Below are 17,563 nucleotides of genomic sequence, written 5' to 3'. Positions count from 1 at the left end.
CAGTCCAGCACCCGCTCCTGAGCGATCGGCCGGGGCTCTTCCAGCTTCGTTGCTAGTTCTTGATCGCGTAAAGCGGGGTTCGAAGCGTGAGCTGGTAGGACGGTTTCGGCGTCCATGCGATCTGTGCGGTGATACCGAACAGCCGATTGTCGTCATCGTCCATACGATCGAGGTCGAACCGCACGATCGGCTGCGTGAACGCGGGAAACGGCGTCAGGTTCAGAAGCTGCGCGCCGCCGAAGGATTGCACGCCGAAGCGGCCGGTGAACTTCCAGTTGTTGTCCCACTGATAATAGCCGCCGACATAACCCATGATATCGGGGCTGACGCGGGCGAACGGGGTATCGACCAGGACCTTGGCGTATTGCATCCCTGCGAGCAGCCCGCGCGTTTCATCCGCATTCAGTGCGTAGTCCGCCTCGACGATCGTGTTGTAGGTGGTGGAGGCCAGCGGGGCATCTGAAGTCGAACGCGACGCGTTGGATTGGACGGTGATGGTCGGAAACATTCCGCCGTTCTGCTGATAGATATCGGCCTGGAAGCCGACGGTAAAGCTGAAGATCGTGAACGCCGTCCAGGGATCGGTACCGGACTGCGACGTGGCTCCGCTGACGCCGCCATAAACCGAGAGCCGGTCGTTGACATCGACGGTCAAGGGCAGGTCGACCGAGAGGCTTTGGCTCGACGGCGAAGTCAGGGTTCGGAGCGAGGAAAGATTTTCCAGCCTCGACAGCAACGGAGGTGCGCTAAACCCGATCGAGAGCGAGCCGGCGGGCAGCGTCGAGTAGATGGTTCTTATATCGAGATAGAAGTTCGGCAGGGCCGGTTTGTTTGTGGTCGCGTCTTCCTCATCGTCGTCTTTGTCTTGTCCAAGAGCAAGGGTGGAAAGACATAACGACACCAGCACGCCCACCGCTACGGCTCTTGCGGATCGCGCTGGGGCGAATGGCAGACCGCGCGGTGCAGTGGATCGGGTAAAATTCGTGTTCAATCGACGCCGCCTCTGTCTAGCCAACATGACCATTTGGCCGCGGCGAATACAAGCAGCGGTCGTCGCGCGGGCATTCGATCTTGCGGCAGGTGTGGCGCGTTTGCGTCGCCGCGGATTCGTGGTCGTTTCGTCGGCTGCCTCCTTGTCAGGAAGGTGAAATCCGGCTCGATCGCTCGATCACCGAGAATATCAGCGCGGCTACGATACCGGACAGTAGCGAGGCCGAGAGGACGCCGAGCCGGATTTGCTTCAGGACAATCTCGTCATCGAAGGCCAGCGTTCCGATGAAGAGGCTCATGGTGAAGCCGATGCCGGTCAGGATGGCTATGGCGTAGAGCTTCGCCGGCGTTGCTCCTTCCGGCATCGCAGCCACGCCCAACCTGATTGCGAGCAGCGAAGAGGCGAAAACACCGACCTGTTTACCGATGAAAAGTCCGGCGATGATGCCAAGCGGTATCGGCGCTACCAGATTTGAAAAGGTCAGGCCATGAAGTGACACGCCGGCATTGGCGAAGGCAAAGATCGGAACGATGGCGAAATTAACCCACGGCTTGAGCGCGTGTTCGGTATCCTCGAGCAGGCTGTGGCCGTCGTGCCGTGTCAGCGGCATCGCGAAGCCGACGGCGACGCCGGCGAGCGTCGCGTGCACCCCGGATTTGAGTACGCAGACCCAGGTGAACAGGCCTGCGATCAGATAGAACGCCGGCCTGCGAACATCGAGCAGGTTGAGGACTATGAGCGCCGTGACACCGAGCCCGCCGAGCGCCAATGCCAGAACCGAAAGGTCGGCGGCATAGAAGATCGCGATGACGATGATGGCCATCAGGTCGTCGATGATTGCGAGCGCCAATAGAAAAGTTTTCAGCGAAGCCGGCACCTTGCGTCCCAGCATCGCGCAGACGCCGAGCGCAAAGGCGATGTCGGTGGCTGCCGGTATGGCCCAGCCGCGCAGCGCCTGAGCGTCGCCCCAGTTCACCGCGGCAAAGATCGCGGCCGGTGTGACGAAGCCGCCGAACGCGGCGATCACGGGCAGTGCCGCTTTCTTCGGGCTCGCCAGTGCACCCTCAATCGCCTCGCGCTTGATCTCGAGGCCGACCAGCAGAAAGAACACCGCCATCAAGCCGTCGTTGATCCAGTGTTCGAGCGTCTTGGTCAGCCCGATCGATCCGATCCGCACCTCTCCGTTCGTGTGCAACAGCGCTTCGTATTGCGGCCCGAGCGGCGAGTTTGCGACGATGAGAGCTGCAGCCGCAGCGACGCCGAGCGCGATGCCGCCGTAGAGGTCTGTATTGTCGGCGGCGTAACGGGAGTCTACTGGAGCCTTGGCCATTATGAGGCGGCCTTGCCGGCCGCTTCGATGGCGACCGACAACGCGAGCTTGGTCTCGTGCACGATGTCCTCGACCAGTTCCTCCCGGCTGACATGGGCAACCTGACCGGTGAGCAATCCTTGTTCGGCCAGCATCACCACGCCGTGCAGCGAGGCCCAGACCTTCAGGGCGCTACGCTCGCGCAACAGCCCGACGGCGGGGGCCTCCAGCGCTTCCACCAGGAGTTCGAAGGTTTCCATTGCCGCGCTGTGCAGCTCGCTGCCTTTCGGCGCGCATGCCATGGTTCGCGACGCGAACATCAGGCGATAGATGCCGTTGCGGCGCAGTCCGAAATCAAGCGTGAGCTGCGCGAAGCGCGACAGCTTCGACTGCTTCGACGGCTTTTTGATCGCCGTTCGCATCATGGCGCTGAACTGGCGAAACGCTTCGGCCGTGACGGCCGTCAGCAGCGTCTCGCGATCGGCAAAGTGCTTGTAGGGCGCGGGCTGCGAGACGCCGAGTTTCTTGGCAAGCGCGCTGATGCTGATCGCTTCGGGGCCGCCGAGCTCGACCTCGTGCAACGCGGCCTGAACCAGGGCATCACGAAGATCCCCATGGTGATACGCGTTCACTGCTTTGCGTGCGGGTCGAGGCGGCATTCAGTTCCATGATCTATAACTTTTGCCTTGACAGCACAACGGCAACGCGAATGTAATACGATATAACTTCGCGGTGAGCCGGCGGGTCTGCGCCGTCGCGCCGAGAGAAGGCCGTGCGAGACAATGCGCGCCACAAAAAGGGAAACGCTGCGATGGCTGGAAAGCTGAAAATCCGCGTCGACCAGGACAAATGCCAGGGGCACGCGCGCTGCAAATCACTAGCGCCCGAACTGTTCGACCTCGACGAATTCGGCAACGCGCACGAAGTCGGCGATGGCGCCGTGCCCGCGGGGCTTGAAGACAAGGCCTGGCTCGCCCAGAGCAACTGCCCCGAGATCGCGATCGAAGTGACCGAAGAGTAGCCCGGTCGCGCGACTATTAATCCACCACGATCTGAACGAACCAAGCAGAGGATTTGCTCCGATGTCCGATTCCGCCAGCATCATGCCCGAACATCCGCCGGTAACCGACTGGGTCAACGATTTCGATCACACCGATCCGACCTGGACGGAAAACCCGTTTCCGATCTGGGAAAAGCTGCGTGCGGCTTCGCCGGTCGTTCACACCGAGCGGTTCCTCGGCTGCTACATGCCGACCACCTACCAGGCGGTGAAGGAAATCGCCTACGATACCGACCACTTTTCTTCCCGGCGTGTCATCGTGCGTGATGTGCGGCCGGAGATCACGGCGAGAGCGCCGCCGATCACCTCCGATCCGCCCGAGCACAAGCCTGCCAAGCAATTGCTGTTGCCGCCGTTCACGCCGGACGCAATGAAGAAGCTCGAGCCGCGGGTGCGCGCCATCTGCAACGAGCTGATCGACGAGTTCATCGCCGATGGCAAATGCGACGCTGCCGCGCGATACACCAAGCACGTTCCGGTCCGCGCCATCGCGCATATGCTTGGGATCCCCGAGAAGGATGGCGATCTCTTCATCAAGTGGATTCACGGCATCCTCGAACTCGGCATCAAGGACGACAACGCGCTGATGGAGGCGGTGAAGGAGATGACCGGCTATTTCGCCGGCCACATCGAGCATCGCAAACAGAATCCGACAGACGACCTGATCTCGACGCTGATGAATGCGAGGGACAAGGATGGAAATCCGCTGGCGGACGAGCATGTGCTGGGTTCGCTGCGGCTGCTGCTGATCGCCGGCATTGACACCACCTGGAGCGCGATCGGCTCCTCGCTCTGGCATCTGGCGAAGACGCCGGCGGACCGCGAGCGCCTGGTCAAGGAGCCGGAGCTGATGCCACTCGCGGTCGAAGAGCTGCTGCGCGCTTATTCGCCGGTGACGATGGCGCGCGAAGTGATGAAGGAGACGACTGTCAGCGGCTGCCCGGTCAAGCCCGGCAACATGGTGCTGCTGTCGTTCCCGGCCGCCAACCGCGATCCGTCGATGTTCCCCAATGCCGACAAGGTGGTGATCGACCGCAAGGAGAACCGCCACGCGGCGTTCGGCCTCGGCATTCACCGCTGCGTCGGCTCCAACCTTGCGCGCATGGAAATGACAGTTGCGATCGAGGAATGGCTGAAGCGGATTCCGGATTTCAGGCTAGACCCGGCTGGCAAGGTCACCTGGTCGGAAGGTACCGTGCGCGGCCCGCGCCAATTGCCCATGCTGTTCGGCAAGGCGAATTGAGCGCTCCACAGATGAGGTAGGGAGGGTCGATTTTTCTCGACCCTCTTTTTTGCCGCTACTTGACCTCGATCTTTGCGTCGCTCGCGACTTTCTTCCAAGCCTCGATATCGCGGGCGTTGATGTCGCGCTGCTGGTCTCCTGCGATGAAGTCCGCCGAGATGCCGAGCGCCAGCAGCTTCTCGGTGATGTCGGTCTCGGCTAGCGACTCCTTCAACGCGGTAGAAATTTTTTGCGCGATCGGAGCGGGAACGCCCGAGGGCGCATACATTACCCAGGACAGGCTTCGTTCGAAGTCGACGCCTTGCTCCTTGTAGCTTGCAACCTCCGGCAGGCTCGGAGATCGTCCCCCGCAGACCGCAAGCGCCTTCAGTTTTCCATCCTTCACCAGCGGCGTCCCGGTCGCCATGTCGACCAGTCCCACCGAGACGTGCCCGCCCATGAGATCGTTGGCCAGTTTGGCCGCGCCGCTGAACGGGACATGCTGTAGACGGACGCCCGCTTTCTGAGAGAGGATTTCGCCGCAGAAATGTCCAGTCGAGCCGACGCCCCAGCTTCCATACTGGATCGGCTCGCCCTTCTTCGATAGCTCGGTCAGGCCGCGCAGATCGTTGGCGGCAAAATCCTTCGTCGCGATGAGCAGGATGGATGATGTTCCGATACGACCGATGGTCGTAAAATCCTTGATCGGATCGTAGGGCAGGTTCGGATAGACCGCCGGCGCGAGTACGTGGGTGGTCATGCCTCCGATCGTGATGGTGTAACCATCGGCCGGAGAGGTTGCCGCCTGCTGCGCGCCGATGGTGCCTGCGGCGCCGGTGCGGTTTTCGACGTAGATGGTTTGCCCGAGACGTTTGGCCATCCGGTCGGCAAGCAGCCGGCCGAGCACGTCGCCGCCGCCACCGGCCCCGAACGGCAACAGCATCTTGATCTTCTTGGAGGGGTAGTCGGCCGCGTCCTCGGCGCGGGCCGGACATGCCACTGACGCGAACGTAAGCAGCGAAAGCATTATTGCGCGTAATTTCATTTACTCTACTCCCTGGGTTTCCCATTTTTTGTTTTGGTCGTTCGTCGCCAGCGTTCTTCGCCGGTCGTGGAAATCGGTAATGCCGTCGCGCGATCAGGGCGCGCGCGGCTTGGCGCCAGAGTGCCGAAGGATGAATCGTGTCGGCAGATAGACCGGCCGTATCTTCCGCGCCTCGTCGCCGCCGCGGATGCGCTCCAGCAGGATGTTGGCGGCGACCCGGCCCATCTGGTCCAGGTCCCAGGTCAACGCAGAGATGCCCGGCGTTGCATGCCGGGCGAGATCAGTGTCGCCGATGCACACCAGCGAGACGTCGTCAGGATAGCGCAGGCCGGTGCTGGAGAGTGCGTCCATCACGCCGGCCAGCATGTGCGTCCCCAGCGTAATAATCGCGGTCGGACGGTTGGGGCCTCGCAGCAACTGGCAGACGTCGCTGAACGCAATGCTCGACCCTTGGGTTTGCGGCCGGATCAAATCGGGGTCGACCTCGAGCTTTGCTTCGGCATGCGCCTGGCGATAGCCGGCAAGCCGCTCCGAACTCGGCAGCAACGCCGCGCGTGCGGTGAGGAGCGCGATACGGCGATGGCCGAGCCCGATGAGATAGCGCGTGATTTCTAGGCCGCCGCCGCGATGGTCCGCTCGCACCGATGGGACGCCCGGCACCTCGCGATCGATCGCCACGCAGGGCAGCTCCAGGTTTGCGAGCGCACCGGTGAAATCCGTGTGGGCGTTGTCGCCGGCGAACAGCAGCAATCCGTCCATGCGCCGCCGGCGCACCGCTGATACGAACGCCGTCTCGCGGTCTTCCTCGTGCCGGGTTGCGGCGAGCATCAGGACATAGCCGGCGCGCTGGAATTCTTCCTCCGCGCCATTGATCATCTCGCTGTAGAGCGGGTTGGAGAGGTCGGAGACCATGCAGCCGATTGTCTTGCTCTCACGCGAACGCAAGGCCTGCGCCGCGGAATGCGGCTCGAAGCGCAGGCGGGTGACCGCCCGCATGATCCGCGCATGCAATTCCGGGCTGGTGTGCGGCTCGCCGTTCAGGACCCGGCTGACGCTGCTGACCGATACGCCAGCCTGGGCGGCGACGTCGCGGATCGTCGGTCGTGCAGGCTGAGCCTGGCGCAACGACATTACAGAACTCCCTTGAGCATCACCAATCGGCGCAAGTGACGGAAGCCTAACGCATTCTGGAAACGATATTCAAGCAGCATGGCTATAAAATACCTGCCTTGCAGAACAGCTTAAGACAAAGTATGGAAACGTTTCCAGGAAATGCCGGGAGGAACACCGGCAAACGCGCTGTGCGCCCGATTGATAACAAGACGGCCGAACGGCCGCAGGTGGGAAGCGGATTAAGCCATGACACGGCGTGTCGAAGGAAAAGTGGCCCTTGTGACCGGCGCGGCCAACGGCATCGGGCGCAGCGCAGCCCTGGTGCTGGCACGCGAGGGCGCAAAGATCATCGCAACAGACCTGCAGGACGAGAAGGGCGTCAGCCTGCTGCGCGAATTGCGTGTCGCCGGATATGAGTGCGAGTACTACCACCACGATGTGACAAGCGAGGAAGACTGGCAGTCGGTCGTGGCCCAGACCCGGGCAAGGTTCGGCAGGCTCGACATTCTCGTCAACAATGCCGGGATAGGCCTCTCGGGCCCCGTGGTCGATATGGCCTTCGCCGACTGGAAGCGGCAGGTGGCTGTCAATCTGGACGGCGTCTTCCTCGGCGTGAAGCATTCGCTCCCGCTGATGCGCGAGGGCGGAGGGGGAAGCATCATCAACGTTTCCTCGATTGCGGGCATCAAGGCATCGCCGAACGTCTCCGGCTATTGCGCGACCAAGGGTGGCGTGCGGCTGTTCACGAAATCGGTCGCGCTGGAATGCGCGGCCGCCAAGGACGGTGTCCGCGTCAACTCGCTGCACCCCGGCATCACCGAAACCGCCATCTGGGACACGTTGATCGGCACCGTCGAAGATGGCTCGAATGGCGGACGGGAACGTGGGCCGACGCTGGATAAGCTCACCGAACGTGCCGTCCCGCTTGGGTACAAAGCCGCACCTGAAGATATCGCCAACGGCATTCTGTGGCTCGCCAGCGACGAGAGCCGCTACGTCACCGGTACCGAGCTCGTCATCGACGGCGGCAGGTCGATCGGCTGAGCGTCAGGGCTCAGGAAGAATGAAAGGCGGGAAAGATGTGCCGCCGCCAAGCAGACGGGAGGTCGTCATGAGTCGTATCTTTGGTGCAGTCTGCCAGAACGGCTATGTAGTGCGGGATATCCGCGCCGCCATGGACCACTGGGTCAATGTGATGGGGGTCGGGCCCTGGTACTATATCGATCGGGTCAAAACCGACTACTTTCGCCATCGCGGTCAGGACTCCGCCATGGAGATGAGCGTGGCGTTGGCCAATTCCGGCGATCTCCAGATCGAATTGATCCAGCAGCGCAACGACGCGCCCTCGATGTACAAGGAGTTTCTCGACTCCGGCTGCGAAGGGCTGCAGCACATGTCGTATTGGACCCGGGACTATCAGGCCCTCTACGACCGCGCGCTGTCGCTTGGCTACAAGGTGGGACACGAGGGCCAGATCGGTGGCGAGCAGGGTCGCTTCGCCTATTTCGATACCCAGGCCCATCCCGGCACCGTAGTGGAGATTTCAGACATCAGCGGCAGCAAGGGCAGCTTCTTCGAGCACATCCGTCGGGTCGCTGCCGGGTGGGACGGCTCCGATCCTATCCGCGAAGTCGGCGGACGCTGAACGGTGCGTAGCTCGTGTTGGTAAGGTTCGAGCGACAGCCGCAGGTCTTCGGGTCTTCAGCGGTAAAAGCAACGGCAAACATAAGGAAACAAGAGGATGGCAAGACTTCCCCTGATCGATCCGGCGGCGACCAGCGGCGACGTGCGGGCGTCCTTTGACAGGATGCCGGTCGTGCTGAACATCTTCCGGATGATGGCGCATGCCGAGGCCAATTTCATTCCGGCGATGCGTTTTGCCAATTCGATCCTGCATCGCCAGAAGCTCAGCCACGTCAACCGCGAATTGCTGATCCTTCAGGTCGCGCAGTGGGAGCATGGTGCCTATGAGTGGCGGCAGCATGTTCCGATCGCGCTCGGCGTGGGTGTCACGCAGCGGCAGATCGACTGCATCGAACAAGGCAAGTACGAGGATGCCGCGTTCAATGCTGCGGAAAAGGCGCTGCTGGCGTTTGGCCGGGAAGTGATCGAGAATGTGCGCGTCGCCGAGCCGGTGTTCGCCGCGATGCGCCAGCAGTTCAGCGAGCAGGAGATCGTCGAATCGATCCTCGCAATCGGCTTCTACATGACGATGGCGCGCCTGACGGAAGCGACCGAGGTTGATCTCGACCCGGCCGCCGGTATGACCGTCTTCGAGAGCAGCCGGAAGCGATCGGGCTGACGCTACGCATTGACCACGCCGCGGCTTGCGGCGATCATCGGGCGGTCCAAGAGCAACCATGGCGCGGAGCGTGCAATGACGGGTGATCAGGGGTCGGGCGGTCCGCGACCATTGCGGGAGATCGCCAGCTATCACGCCCATGTCTACTACGACCCGGCGACGACACGGGGCGAAGCCGAGCGGTTGCGCACCTGGATCGGCGAGCGCTTCTCGGTCACGCTCGGGCGGTGGCACGACGTCAAGGTCGGTCCGCACGACCAGGCCATGTACCAGGTGGCCTTTGCCCGGGAGATATTTCCCGAATTGGTCCCGTGGCTGATGCTCAATCACGGCAATCTAAGCGTTCTGGTGCATCCCAACACCACCAACCCGCGCAGGGACCATCTCGCCGATCCGATCTGGATCGGGCCAGCGCTCTCCGTGCATGCCGACAAGCTGCCGGAGCACGCGGAGATGGAGCAGGCGCCGGTACCGAATACCAGCCCGACTCTCCGGCCCTGATTGCAGCCTCCCCCCGCAAGCCGCGTGCGCATTTTACCACCACGGCGCCCGTGCAGGGCTGGGGATTTGGCCGGCCCGGGCAGGACGGCTGTTGCAGCCTGTCTCGATTATGCCTTACTTTGGCTTGCATTATGTTGGGAATTATTCGGTGAATCCCTCTCGGAATCAGACGAGATTCCGAAAGCCGCGCCGAGCCGGGGACGGATGGATAAAAGGGCGACCAGCGCAGCCAGGCTTACGTCAAGCCGCGGTAGTCGATTGTTGCGTGAAGCGGCATTCGGCGTCGCGGCGCTTGCCATGGCGTTGGGGCTGGCGGTCTGGGTAACCGATTTCGATGTGGTCGGCTTGGTCAAGCCCGCATCCGCGAATGTCGGCAGCACATCCTCGTTCGACGAGCGCTTCGGCCACGCCTCGGTGCGCCGTTCGCTCGCCATCAACTACCCCTGGCGTGCCGCCGCCCGCCCCCAGCGCGCGGACTTCGATGCGGAGTTCGCCTACATCGAAATCCTGTTGGGCGGACAATCGCGCGAGGAGCAATCGCGTGAGGAGAACGTGCAGCCCCCGCCGCCCGCCCCGACGGTCGAGGCAGCCATCCCGCTCCCGAGGTCTCGGCCGGTCCTGGCCAACCTTCAGTCGGCGAGAAGCGATCCGCCGCCGCCGTCGTCGTCGGATAACCGCACCATGTTCGAGAAGATCGCCGATCTGGTGCCGATGCGCTTCTCGCTGGCGTCGCTGACGCCGGGGGACGGGCTGCTCGGCGAACGCAAGGATCTGACGGCGCTCGGCTACGACAGTCAGACGGCGGTCTACGACATTTCGGCCCGCGCCGTTTACCTGCCGAACGGCACCAAGCTCGAGGCACACTCAGGGCTGGGCGGCCTGATGGACAATCCGGCGTATGTCGACCAGCGCATGGTCGGCGCGACGCCGCCGAACATCTACGACCTTAAGCCGCGTGAAAAGCTGTTTCATGGTGTCGCGGCGCTGCGCATGACTCCCGTGGGCGAAAACGAAATGCACGGGCGAACGGGGCTGCTCGTGCACAGCTATTTGCTCGGCCCCAACGGCGACTCCAACGGCTGCGTCTCGATCAAGGACTATGATAGGTTCCTGGTGGCGTATCGGAACGGCGAGGTCAAGCGCCTCGTCGTGGTGCCGAGCATGCGCGAAGGCCTCACTGCGGCGCGGCGTTCACCGTCCCCGTCATGAGCGCAGTCGCAGGCGATACCGCCGCTTCCGACACGCCGCTGCGTGCGGTTTTCAAGATCAACCTGAACGGCAAGACGGTGTCGATCGGCACCGTCGGCCAGGCCTATCGCTTCATCACCAATCTCAGCTCGGTCGAATGGATCGAATTCCGCGCGCTGCACGCCGATGCCGTGCACGCGCTGCAGGGCGCCGCTGATAACGCGATGCTGACCGTACAGGCGACCAATGCGCTGCGTGCGCTGTTCGTCCGCGCGAAACTACTGTGAGTCCCATGGCCGCAAGCGAAATCGAAGACGACCGCCTGATCCGGGAGTTGCTGCAGAACTGGGCGATCTGGCGCGATGCCGGAGACTGGGAGCGCTTCCGCACGGTCTGGCATCCGGACGGCCGCATGATGGCGACCTGGACGCAGGGCACCGGCGACGAGTTCATCGAGATCAGCAAGCAGGCCTGGGCCAAGGGCGTCAGCATCCTGCATTTCCTCGGCGGCATCTCGGTCGATCTCGCAGGACACCGCGCGATCTCGCAGGCCAAGATGACGATCTCGCAGCGCGCCGAGGTCGAGGGCGTGCTGTGCGACGTGCTCTGCACCGGCAGGTTCTACGATTTTCTGGAAAAGCGTGCAGGGCGGTGGGGCATCGTGCTGCGCCAGCCGATCTATGAGAAGGATCGGATGGACCCCGTCGCGCCCGGTGCGGTACCCGTTCTCGACAAGGCGCTGCTCGAGCAGTTTCCGCCGGGCTACCGGCACCTCGCATATTTGCAGACCCGTATCGGCTACACGGTGAAGCGCGACATGCCGGGGCTGAAAGGGCCCGAAGTCGAGGCATTGTATGCGCGTGGCGCCGCGTGGCTGCGGGGCGAGCCGCTTAGCTGATCTCCTTGCGGACGATCGCCGCCGCGTCGCACATCGCCTTCAGTTTTCCGAACGCAACGTGCCGCGGCATGTACTTCATGCCGCAGTCGGGAGCGACGACGAGGCGATCCGCCGCGACGTGCTTCAGCCCGTTGCGGATCCGGCCGGCCACCACATCGGTGGATTCGATCTCGGGATTACCGAGGTCGAGCACGCCGAGCATGATCTTCTTCGACGACAGATCCTTGAGCACACCGAGATCGAGCTTCGGCTGCGCCGCCTCGATGGAGATTTGCTCGGCATTGGTGTCGGCGAGTTCGGCGAGGAAGGAATAGCCGGCCGGCTTGGTCGAGCCGGGCACGACGGCAGCATAGCCGAAGCACAGATGCACCACCGTCGGCACGGTGATGCCCTCGAGCGCGCGGTTGATGGCCTTGACGGCGTAGCGGCGGGCGAGGTCCGGGTTGTTGCGGACCCAGGGCTCGTCGAGCTGGATCACGTCGGCCCCCGCTTTCTGCAGGTCGAGCGCTTCGGCGTTGACGGCGGCGGCGAAGGCCATCGCCAGCTCTTCGTCATCCTTGTAGTACTCGTTCTTCGCCTGCTGGCTCATCGTGAACGGGCCAGGCAGGGTGATCTTGGCCGCGCGATCGGTGTTCTCCCGAAGAAATTCCATGTCGTGCAGCTCGACCGGGCCGCGACGTTTTACCGGGCCGACCACACGCGGCACCGGCGTTTCGTGTCCACTGCGCGAGGTGATCATCGCTGGATTTTCGTCGTCGATGCCGTCAAGCGCGGTTGCAAAGCGGTTGGAATAGCTTTCGCGGCGGATTTCGCCGTCGGTCACGATGTCGATCCCGGCGCGTTCCATGTCCCTGATCGCAACAATGGTGGCGTCGTCCTGAGCTTCCTCCAGATGCTCGGCCGGAAGCCGCCACATCGCATGCATGCGCGTGCGCGGCACCACCTTCGACAGCATCGCGCGATCGACCAGCCATTCCGGCTGCGGATAGCTGCCCACGACCGTGGTCGGCAGCAAGTGCTTTGGCAGGTTCATGAGTGTCTTCCTTGCTTTCTCAATGCTCAAGCCGCACGCGTCGCCGTGGCCGCAACCTCATCCTTGACCGGATTGCGCAGTACGCCGATGCCGGAGACCTCGACCTCGACCACGTCACCATCCTTCATCCAGAGCGGCGGTGTGCGATAGGCGCCGACGCCGCCGGTGGTGCCGGTGACGATGACATCGCCGGGGACGAGCTCGGTGAAGGTCGAGCAATAGGCGATCAGGGCAGGGACGTCGAACACGAGGTCCGAGATGGGTGCTGCCTGCACCTCGACGCCGTTGAGGCGGGTCGCAATCGTCTGCTTGCTGATATCAGGAATTTCGTCTGTGGTGACCATCCATGGCCCGAACCCGCCGGTGCCGACGAAATTCTTGCCCGGCGCGAATTGCGAGGTGTGGCGCTGCCAGTCGCGGATGCTGCCGTCATTGTAGCAGGCATAGCCCGCGACATGCGCGAGTGCCGCCTCGCGCAAGATGCGGCGGCCCGCCTTGCCGATGATGACGGCCATCTCACCCTCATAGTCGAAGCGCTCGGATTCGAGTGGCCGGATCATCGGCTGGCCGCCGCCGACCTGGCTGTTGGCAAAGCGGGTGAAAATCATCGGATGCGGCGGCGTGGGATGGCCGCTTTCGGCGAGGTGCGTGGCATAGTTGACGCCGATACAGAAGATCTTGTCCGGATCGGGAACGGTCGGCAGCAATTCGATTTCGGCCAGCGCGTAGTCGGGAGGTTCGCTTTGCAGCGCCTTCAGCGCGTCGAGCGATCCGTTCGCGAGCAACGCCTTCAGGCTTGGCCACTGCTTCAGCCGCTTGCCGGCGTCGATGATGCCGGCGTTTGTCACCAGGCCGTAGGTTGCGGTCTGACTGGCCTTGAAACTCGCGATCTTCATTGTTTGGCACTTTCTTCGATGGAGGAAACATAGGAGTCGATGGGGCGTACGATTCCGCCGGAGCGGATCGGGACGCATTCGGGCGGAAAATCCTGACGGAAACGCGCGCCGGCTTTCCCGGCGCAATCGATGAAGCCTTCGAGATGGTCCATCGCGCCGCTCGGCAGGTCGTGCAGAACCATGAGACTCCACGGCTGCGACCGGCACAGCTCCAGAGCCCGGTCGGGCCAGCCGTCGGGATCGTCCCAGTCGCGCGGGATCGCGTTCCAGAGCACGCAGCTATGCTTGTTGCGGGTGAGGTAATCGACGACGGAAGGCTTCAACAGGCGCTCGTCGAGATTGCCGCCGCCGCCGAACGGACGAAACCATCGCTGTGGGTGCGCGAGGTCGCCGATCGCATCCTGCGTCCGCCCGATCTCGTTTTGCGCCGTCTCCGCGCCGCGCTGCTGCCCGAGCGGTACCGAATGCGTAAAAGTGTGATTGCCGATCCAGTGGCCTTCATCATGGGCCCGGGCCGCAAGCCGGCGGCGTTCGGGGTCGCCAAGCTTCTCGCCGATCACGAAAAAGGTCGCTTTGATGCCGCGTCCGCGCAAGATATCGAGCACGAGCGGCGTCACGCCGGGTTCGGGACCGTTGTCGAATGTCAGCGTCAGGTCGAACACGCGAACACTCCGTCAGGTAGCAGGCTGCAGGGCCGCGGGCGCGATTTCTTCCGCGCTTTGCCCTGCGCGGGTGCCGGTCTGCCAGATTGCGGCCTTGCGCTCGATCCATTTGATGGCGGCGTTGAAGGCAATCGCCATCGCCAGCACCAGCAGCACGCCGGCGAATACATGCGGGCTGTCGAGGATGGTGCGGTAGCGGGAGATCAGATAGCCGATACCGGCGGACGAAATCAGCATCTCCGACACGACAACGCCGACGATCACGAGCGCACCGCCGACGCGCAGGCCGGACAGCACGGTCGGGATCGCCGCCGGAATGATTACGCGAACCAGCCGCTGGCTCAGCGTCGCGCCCATGCTGCGGGCGGCCAGCAGCAACTGCGGATCGATGGTCTGGATGCCGGCGGCGGTGGCCAGCATTGTCGGCAGGAAGCCGTAGATCGAGGCGAATGCGATCTTGGATTCCGAGCCGATACCGAGCCAGATCGTGAAGACCGGATAGAGGATGACCAGCGGCACCGCGTAGAGACTCGATACCATCGGCATGATCAGGATGCGCGGCCGCGGCAGGCTGCCGACGATGGCGCCGAGCAGGATGCCGCCGCCGCAGGCGAACGCCATCGAGATCGCGACCTCGTAGAGCGTGACCGCAAGCGCATGGCCGTATTCGCCTGCCTCGTTCCAGCCGGCGGCGAGCGTCGACGACAGCGACGGCAGGAACAGCTCGGGAATGAAGCCGGCGCGCGGCAGGATCTCCCACAGAGCGATGAGGCTGATCACGATTAGTCTTCGAAGCGTTGCGGCGCTCATGTCAGCCTCACGCCGATTTGCGGATATGCCGCCAGATGCGGTCGCGCAGGCTTCCGAACGTGTCGCCGCTCAGCATCTCGTAGGTGCGAGGACGCGGCAGCGAGACTTGAAGGTGATCGACGATCCGGCCGGGCCGCGGCGACATCACGATCACTTCGTCGGCGAGATAGACGGCTTCGGTCAGGCTGTGGGTGACGAACACTACGGTTTTGCCGGTCGCGGCCCAGATGCGTAGCAATTCGTCGCCCATGGTCATACGGGTCTGTTCGTCGAGCGCTGCGAACGGTTCGTCCATCAGCAGTACCGGCGGGTCCTGCACCAGCCCGCGCGCGATCGAGACGCGCTGCTTCATGCCGCCGGACAATTCATGCGGATGACGCTTGCCGAAGCCGTCGAGGCCGACCAGCTTCAGGGCGTCTTGCGCCCTGGCGCGGCGATCGCTCTTGGTAATGCCGCGTAGCGCCAGCGGAAACTCGACGTTTTCTTCCGCCGTCAGCCAGGGAAAGAGACTCGCTTCCTGAAAGACGACGCCGACCCGGTTCGGATCGGGCTCGGGGATCGGCGCGCCGCTGATGGTGATGGTGCCTGAGGTCTGCTGGCGCAGGCCGGCCATCATCATCAGAAGCGTGGACTTGCCGCAGCCGCTCGGGCCGACCAGCACGACGAAGCGGCCGGGCTTGACGTCGAGCGAAACGTCCTCAAGCGCGACAACGTCCTGCGTCGTGGTCTTGAAGACCTGCCCGACATTGCGGACCTCGATCGCGCCTGCCGGCTTTAGCAGGGTTATGTTCGCCAATGGCTGCATCGTGTTTCCACCCATCTGACCAGTTCGTTGAAGGCAATCGCGATGGCGGCGATCATCACTACGCCGGCCAGCAATTGCTTCATCTGGAAATTCTCACCCCAAGTCGCGATCTGGTGCCCGATGCCATCGCGCGAGGCGTACATTTCGGCGAGGATGATGCCGGTGAGATTGAAGATCATCGAGATCCGCAGCGCCTCCAGAAGCACTGGAAGCATGCTCGGCAGATAAACGCGGAACGCGGTCTGCATCGGCGTCGCGCCATAGGAGCGTGCGACGGTCAGATGCTCGACCTTGACCGACTCCACCGCCGTCGTGGTCGACATGATCACGATGAATATGGTCGAGAAGAAACCGAAGCCGACCTTCTGGGCAAAGCCGACGCCGAACACCAGGATGAACATCGGCAGGAAGATCGATTTCGGAATGCTGAAGGCGAAGAACAGCAGGGGTTTTGCCACGTCGGCAAAATAGCGGTTCTCCGCGATCAGGAAGCCGATCAGCGCGCCGACGGGAACGGCGAGCGCGAATGCGGTCACCACTTCGGTCGCGGTGACGGCAAGGTCCTTGCGCACGCTGGCGCGCTGCAGGAGGTCGCTGAGCGTCATCAGCGTGTCAGAGGCAGAAGGAAGCAGGCGCGGATTGACGATGCCGGTCCGCGACAGGATTTCCCATATCGCAAACAGCGCCACCAAAATGGCGACCCGCGCAGCCTTTACGCCTGGCCCGCTTTGCATCGCGTAGGCCTCAGAATTTGGTTGGAACCGGCTTGAACTGCGTCGAGATGATCTCCGATGCCGGGCCTAGATCCTTCATGCCGCCGGCCTTGGCCATGTCGAGCGCGAGCTGAAGCTGCTCCGGAATCTTCGCACCCTCCATGCTGCCGTCGGTTTCCAGCTTCATGATGGTGTTCTCGTATTCCAGTGCCGCGATCTCGGCAGGAATTTCATAGAGCTCGGTGATCAGCTTGACGGAAGCGTCCTTGTTGGCGCGCATGAACGTCAGCGCGCCGTAGAGCGCATTCAGCGTCTTCTGCACCAGCTGCGGCTTTTCCTGCACGTACTTGTCGAGTGCGATCCAGCCTGCGGCGAGGTTCGGCGGCACTTCCTTGGAGAAGTCGAGGATGGTGCGCGCTTCGCCCGATTTGGAGATCTGGAAGCTCAGCGGCGAATAGACCACGGCCGCGTCGACATTGCTGGCGAGCAGGTTCGGCACCAGGCCGCCGCCGCCGACGGGAACGCGGGTGAATTCGATCTTCTTGTCCTGCTGGGTCCACAGCGCCAAGAGGTCGGAGCCGGAGCCCGCCGAGGTGATCGCAACCTTCTTGCCGGCCAAATCCTTGACGCCGAGCGTCGATTTCGAAAGCGTCATCAACTGCCAGCCGTAGTAGCCCGTAGCGGCACTGGCGAGCACTTTGTAGTTCACGCCCTTCTTACGCCCGGCCGATACCAGCGAGGTGGCGTCGAGAATGACGTCGGCAGCGCCCGCCGCCATCGCCTCGAACGTCTCGGCGCCGCCGCGATAGATCGTCAGCTCGGCCGTGATACCTTCCTTCTCGAACAGTTTTTGGCGCACCGCGGTTTCCGCGATCGTGGTCGGCCAATAGGTTTTTGTCGGAAGCCCGATGCGGACGGTGTCGGCGGCCTGTGCAGTGGCTGATGCGCCAAGCACGGTCGCTGCCGTGATCGTTGCCAGGATGTGGCGTCGCGTGATTTTCATTGTGACGTTTCC

At 63.0% G+C, this 17,563-nt stretch carries 21 protein-coding genes; 9 read left to right on the top strand and 12 right to left on the bottom strand.

Annotated features, from left to right (window positions below):
- Positions 1–52: 52 nt before the first annotated feature.
- The 3 genes from GWE18_RS31070 to GWE18_RS31060 form a co-directional block, all read right to left on the bottom strand.
- The gene (locus GWE18_RS31070) at positions 53–913 is read right to left on the bottom strand and encodes a hypothetical protein (protein WP_275189535.1); all 861 of its coding nucleotides are present in this window, start codon (positions 911–913) and stop codon (positions 53–55) included.
- A gap of 223 nt (positions 914–1,136) precedes the next feature.
- The gene (gene nhaA / locus GWE18_RS31065; RefSeq protein ID WP_275189534.1) at positions 1,137–2,321 is read right to left on the bottom strand and encodes a Na+/H+ antiporter NhaA; all 1,185 of its coding nucleotides are present in this window, start codon (positions 2,319–2,321) and stop codon (positions 1,137–1,139) included.
- A complete protein-coding gene (locus GWE18_RS31060) occupies positions 2,321–2,959 on the bottom strand; it encodes a TetR/AcrR family transcriptional regulator (protein WP_275189533.1) in 639 nt (212 codons plus the stop codon). Before GWE18_RS31060 ends, nhaA begins: the two co-directional genes overlap by 1 nt.
- 152 nt (positions 2,960–3,111) lie before the next feature.
- Between GWE18_RS31060 and GWE18_RS31055 the strand changes: the two genes are divergently transcribed.
- The gene (locus GWE18_RS31055; protein ID WP_275189532.1) at positions 3,112–3,321 is read left to right on the top strand and encodes a ferredoxin; all 210 of its coding nucleotides are present in this window, start codon (positions 3,112–3,114) and stop codon (positions 3,319–3,321) included.
- A gap of 61 nt (positions 3,322–3,382) precedes the next feature.
- Complete coding sequence (locus GWE18_RS31050) at positions 3,383–4,603, top strand: cytochrome P450 (protein WP_275189531.1); 1,221 nt, start codon at positions 3,383–3,385, stop codon at positions 4,601–4,603.
- A 55-nt stretch (positions 4,604–4,658) separates the two neighbouring features.
- On the opposite strand, the gene GWE18_RS31045 is transcribed toward GWE18_RS31050, so the two are convergent.
- On the bottom strand, positions 4,659–5,627 hold the full coding sequence (locus tag GWE18_RS31045; protein WP_275189530.1) for a tripartite tricarboxylate transporter substrate binding protein: 969 nt from the start codon (positions 5,625–5,627) through the stop codon (positions 4,659–4,661).
- A 93-nt stretch (positions 5,628–5,720) separates the two neighbouring features.
- On the bottom strand, positions 5,721–6,758 hold the full coding sequence (locus GWE18_RS31040) for a LacI family DNA-binding transcriptional regulator (protein ID WP_275189529.1): 1,038 nt from the start codon (positions 6,756–6,758) through the stop codon (positions 5,721–5,723).
- 228 nt (positions 6,759–6,986) lie between these two features.
- On the opposite strand from GWE18_RS31040, the gene GWE18_RS31035 reads away from it, so the two are divergent.
- The 7 genes from GWE18_RS31035 (at position 6,987) to GWE18_RS31005 (ending at position 11,629) form a co-directional block, all read left to right on the top strand.
- Positions 6,987–7,784 carry a glucose 1-dehydrogenase gene (locus GWE18_RS31035; RefSeq protein ID WP_275189528.1) on the top strand — a complete coding sequence of 266 codons (798 nt, stop codon included), beginning with the start codon at positions 6,987–6,989 and terminating at the stop codon, positions 7,782–7,784.
- A 67-nt stretch (positions 7,785–7,851) separates the two neighbouring features.
- Positions 7,852–8,385, top strand: coding sequence for a VOC family protein (locus GWE18_RS31030; RefSeq protein ID WP_275189527.1), 534 nt, complete (start codon positions 7,852–7,854; stop codon positions 8,383–8,385).
- A gap of 96 nt (positions 8,386–8,481) precedes the next feature.
- Positions 8,482–9,042, top strand: a complete 561-nt coding sequence (locus tag GWE18_RS31025) for a carboxymuconolactone decarboxylase family protein (RefSeq protein WP_275189526.1) — start codon at positions 8,482–8,484, stop codon at positions 9,040–9,042.
- Between the two features lie 75 nt (positions 9,043–9,117).
- Positions 9,118–9,543, top strand: coding sequence for a DOPA 4,5-dioxygenase family protein (locus tag GWE18_RS31020; RefSeq protein WP_275189525.1), 426 nt, complete (start codon positions 9,118–9,120; stop codon positions 9,541–9,543).
- A 66-nt stretch (positions 9,544–9,609) separates the two neighbouring features.
- The gene (locus GWE18_RS31015; protein ID WP_275189524.1) at positions 9,610–10,752 is read left to right on the top strand and encodes a DUF2778 domain-containing protein; all 1,143 of its coding nucleotides are present in this window, start codon (positions 9,610–9,612) and stop codon (positions 10,750–10,752) included.
- Entirely contained in the window at positions 10,749–11,018 is a 270-nt protein-coding gene (locus tag GWE18_RS31010; protein WP_057853794.1) for a hypothetical protein, read from the top strand. Before GWE18_RS31015 ends, GWE18_RS31010 begins: the two co-directional genes overlap by 4 nt.
- A gap of 5 nt (positions 11,019–11,023) precedes the next feature.
- Positions 11,024–11,629, top strand: a complete 606-nt coding sequence (locus GWE18_RS31005) for a nuclear transport factor 2 family protein (protein ID WP_275189523.1) — start codon at positions 11,024–11,026, stop codon at positions 11,627–11,629.
- On the opposite strand, the gene GWE18_RS31000 is transcribed toward GWE18_RS31005, so the two are convergent.
- From GWE18_RS31000 to GWE18_RS30970, 7 genes are read right to left on the bottom strand one after another with little or no spacing between them, the layout of a single operon-like run.
- Positions 11,622–12,662 (bottom strand): uroporphyrinogen decarboxylase family protein, encoded by a 1,041-nt coding sequence (locus tag GWE18_RS31000; protein WP_275189522.1) that lies wholly within the window; start codon positions 12,660–12,662, stop codon positions 11,622–11,624. The two genes, GWE18_RS31005 and GWE18_RS31000, sit on opposite strands and share 8 nt — an antisense overlap.
- Positions 12,663–12,688: 26 nt before the next feature.
- Entirely contained in the window at positions 12,689–13,558 is an 870-nt protein-coding gene (locus GWE18_RS30995; protein WP_275189521.1) for a fumarylacetoacetate hydrolase family protein, read from the bottom strand.
- Positions 13,555–14,220, bottom strand: a complete 666-nt coding sequence (locus GWE18_RS30990; protein ID WP_275189520.1) for a polysaccharide deacetylase family protein — start codon at positions 14,218–14,220, stop codon at positions 13,555–13,557. Before GWE18_RS30990 ends, GWE18_RS30995 begins: the two co-directional genes overlap by 4 nt.
- A 12-nt stretch (positions 14,221–14,232) precedes the next feature.
- A complete protein-coding gene (locus tag GWE18_RS30985) occupies positions 14,233–15,030 on the bottom strand; it encodes an ABC transporter permease (RefSeq protein WP_275189519.1) in 798 nt (265 codons plus the stop codon).
- A 7-nt stretch (positions 15,031–15,037) separates the two neighbouring features.
- A complete protein-coding gene (locus GWE18_RS30980) occupies positions 15,038–15,835 on the bottom strand; it encodes an ABC transporter ATP-binding protein (protein ID WP_275189518.1) in 798 nt (265 codons plus the stop codon).
- Positions 15,814–16,569, bottom strand: coding sequence for an ABC transporter permease (locus GWE18_RS30975; protein WP_275189517.1), 756 nt, complete (start codon positions 16,567–16,569; stop codon positions 15,814–15,816). Before GWE18_RS30975 ends, GWE18_RS30980 begins: the two co-directional genes overlap by 22 nt.
- 10 nt (positions 16,570–16,579) lie before the next feature.
- The gene (locus GWE18_RS30970) at positions 16,580–17,551 is read right to left on the bottom strand and encodes an ABC transporter substrate-binding protein (protein WP_275189516.1); all 972 of its coding nucleotides are present in this window, start codon (positions 17,549–17,551) and stop codon (positions 16,580–16,582) included.
- Positions 17,552–17,563 lie beyond the last annotated feature (12 nt).

The organism is Bradyrhizobium sp. CSA112, assembly GCF_029051645.1.
GTDB lineage: Bacteria > Pseudomonadota > Alphaproteobacteria > Rhizobiales > Xanthobacteraceae > Bradyrhizobium.
The sequence above is the reverse complement of the archived record's forward strand: the minus strand, read 5'-3'. Positions and strand labels throughout refer to the sequence as shown.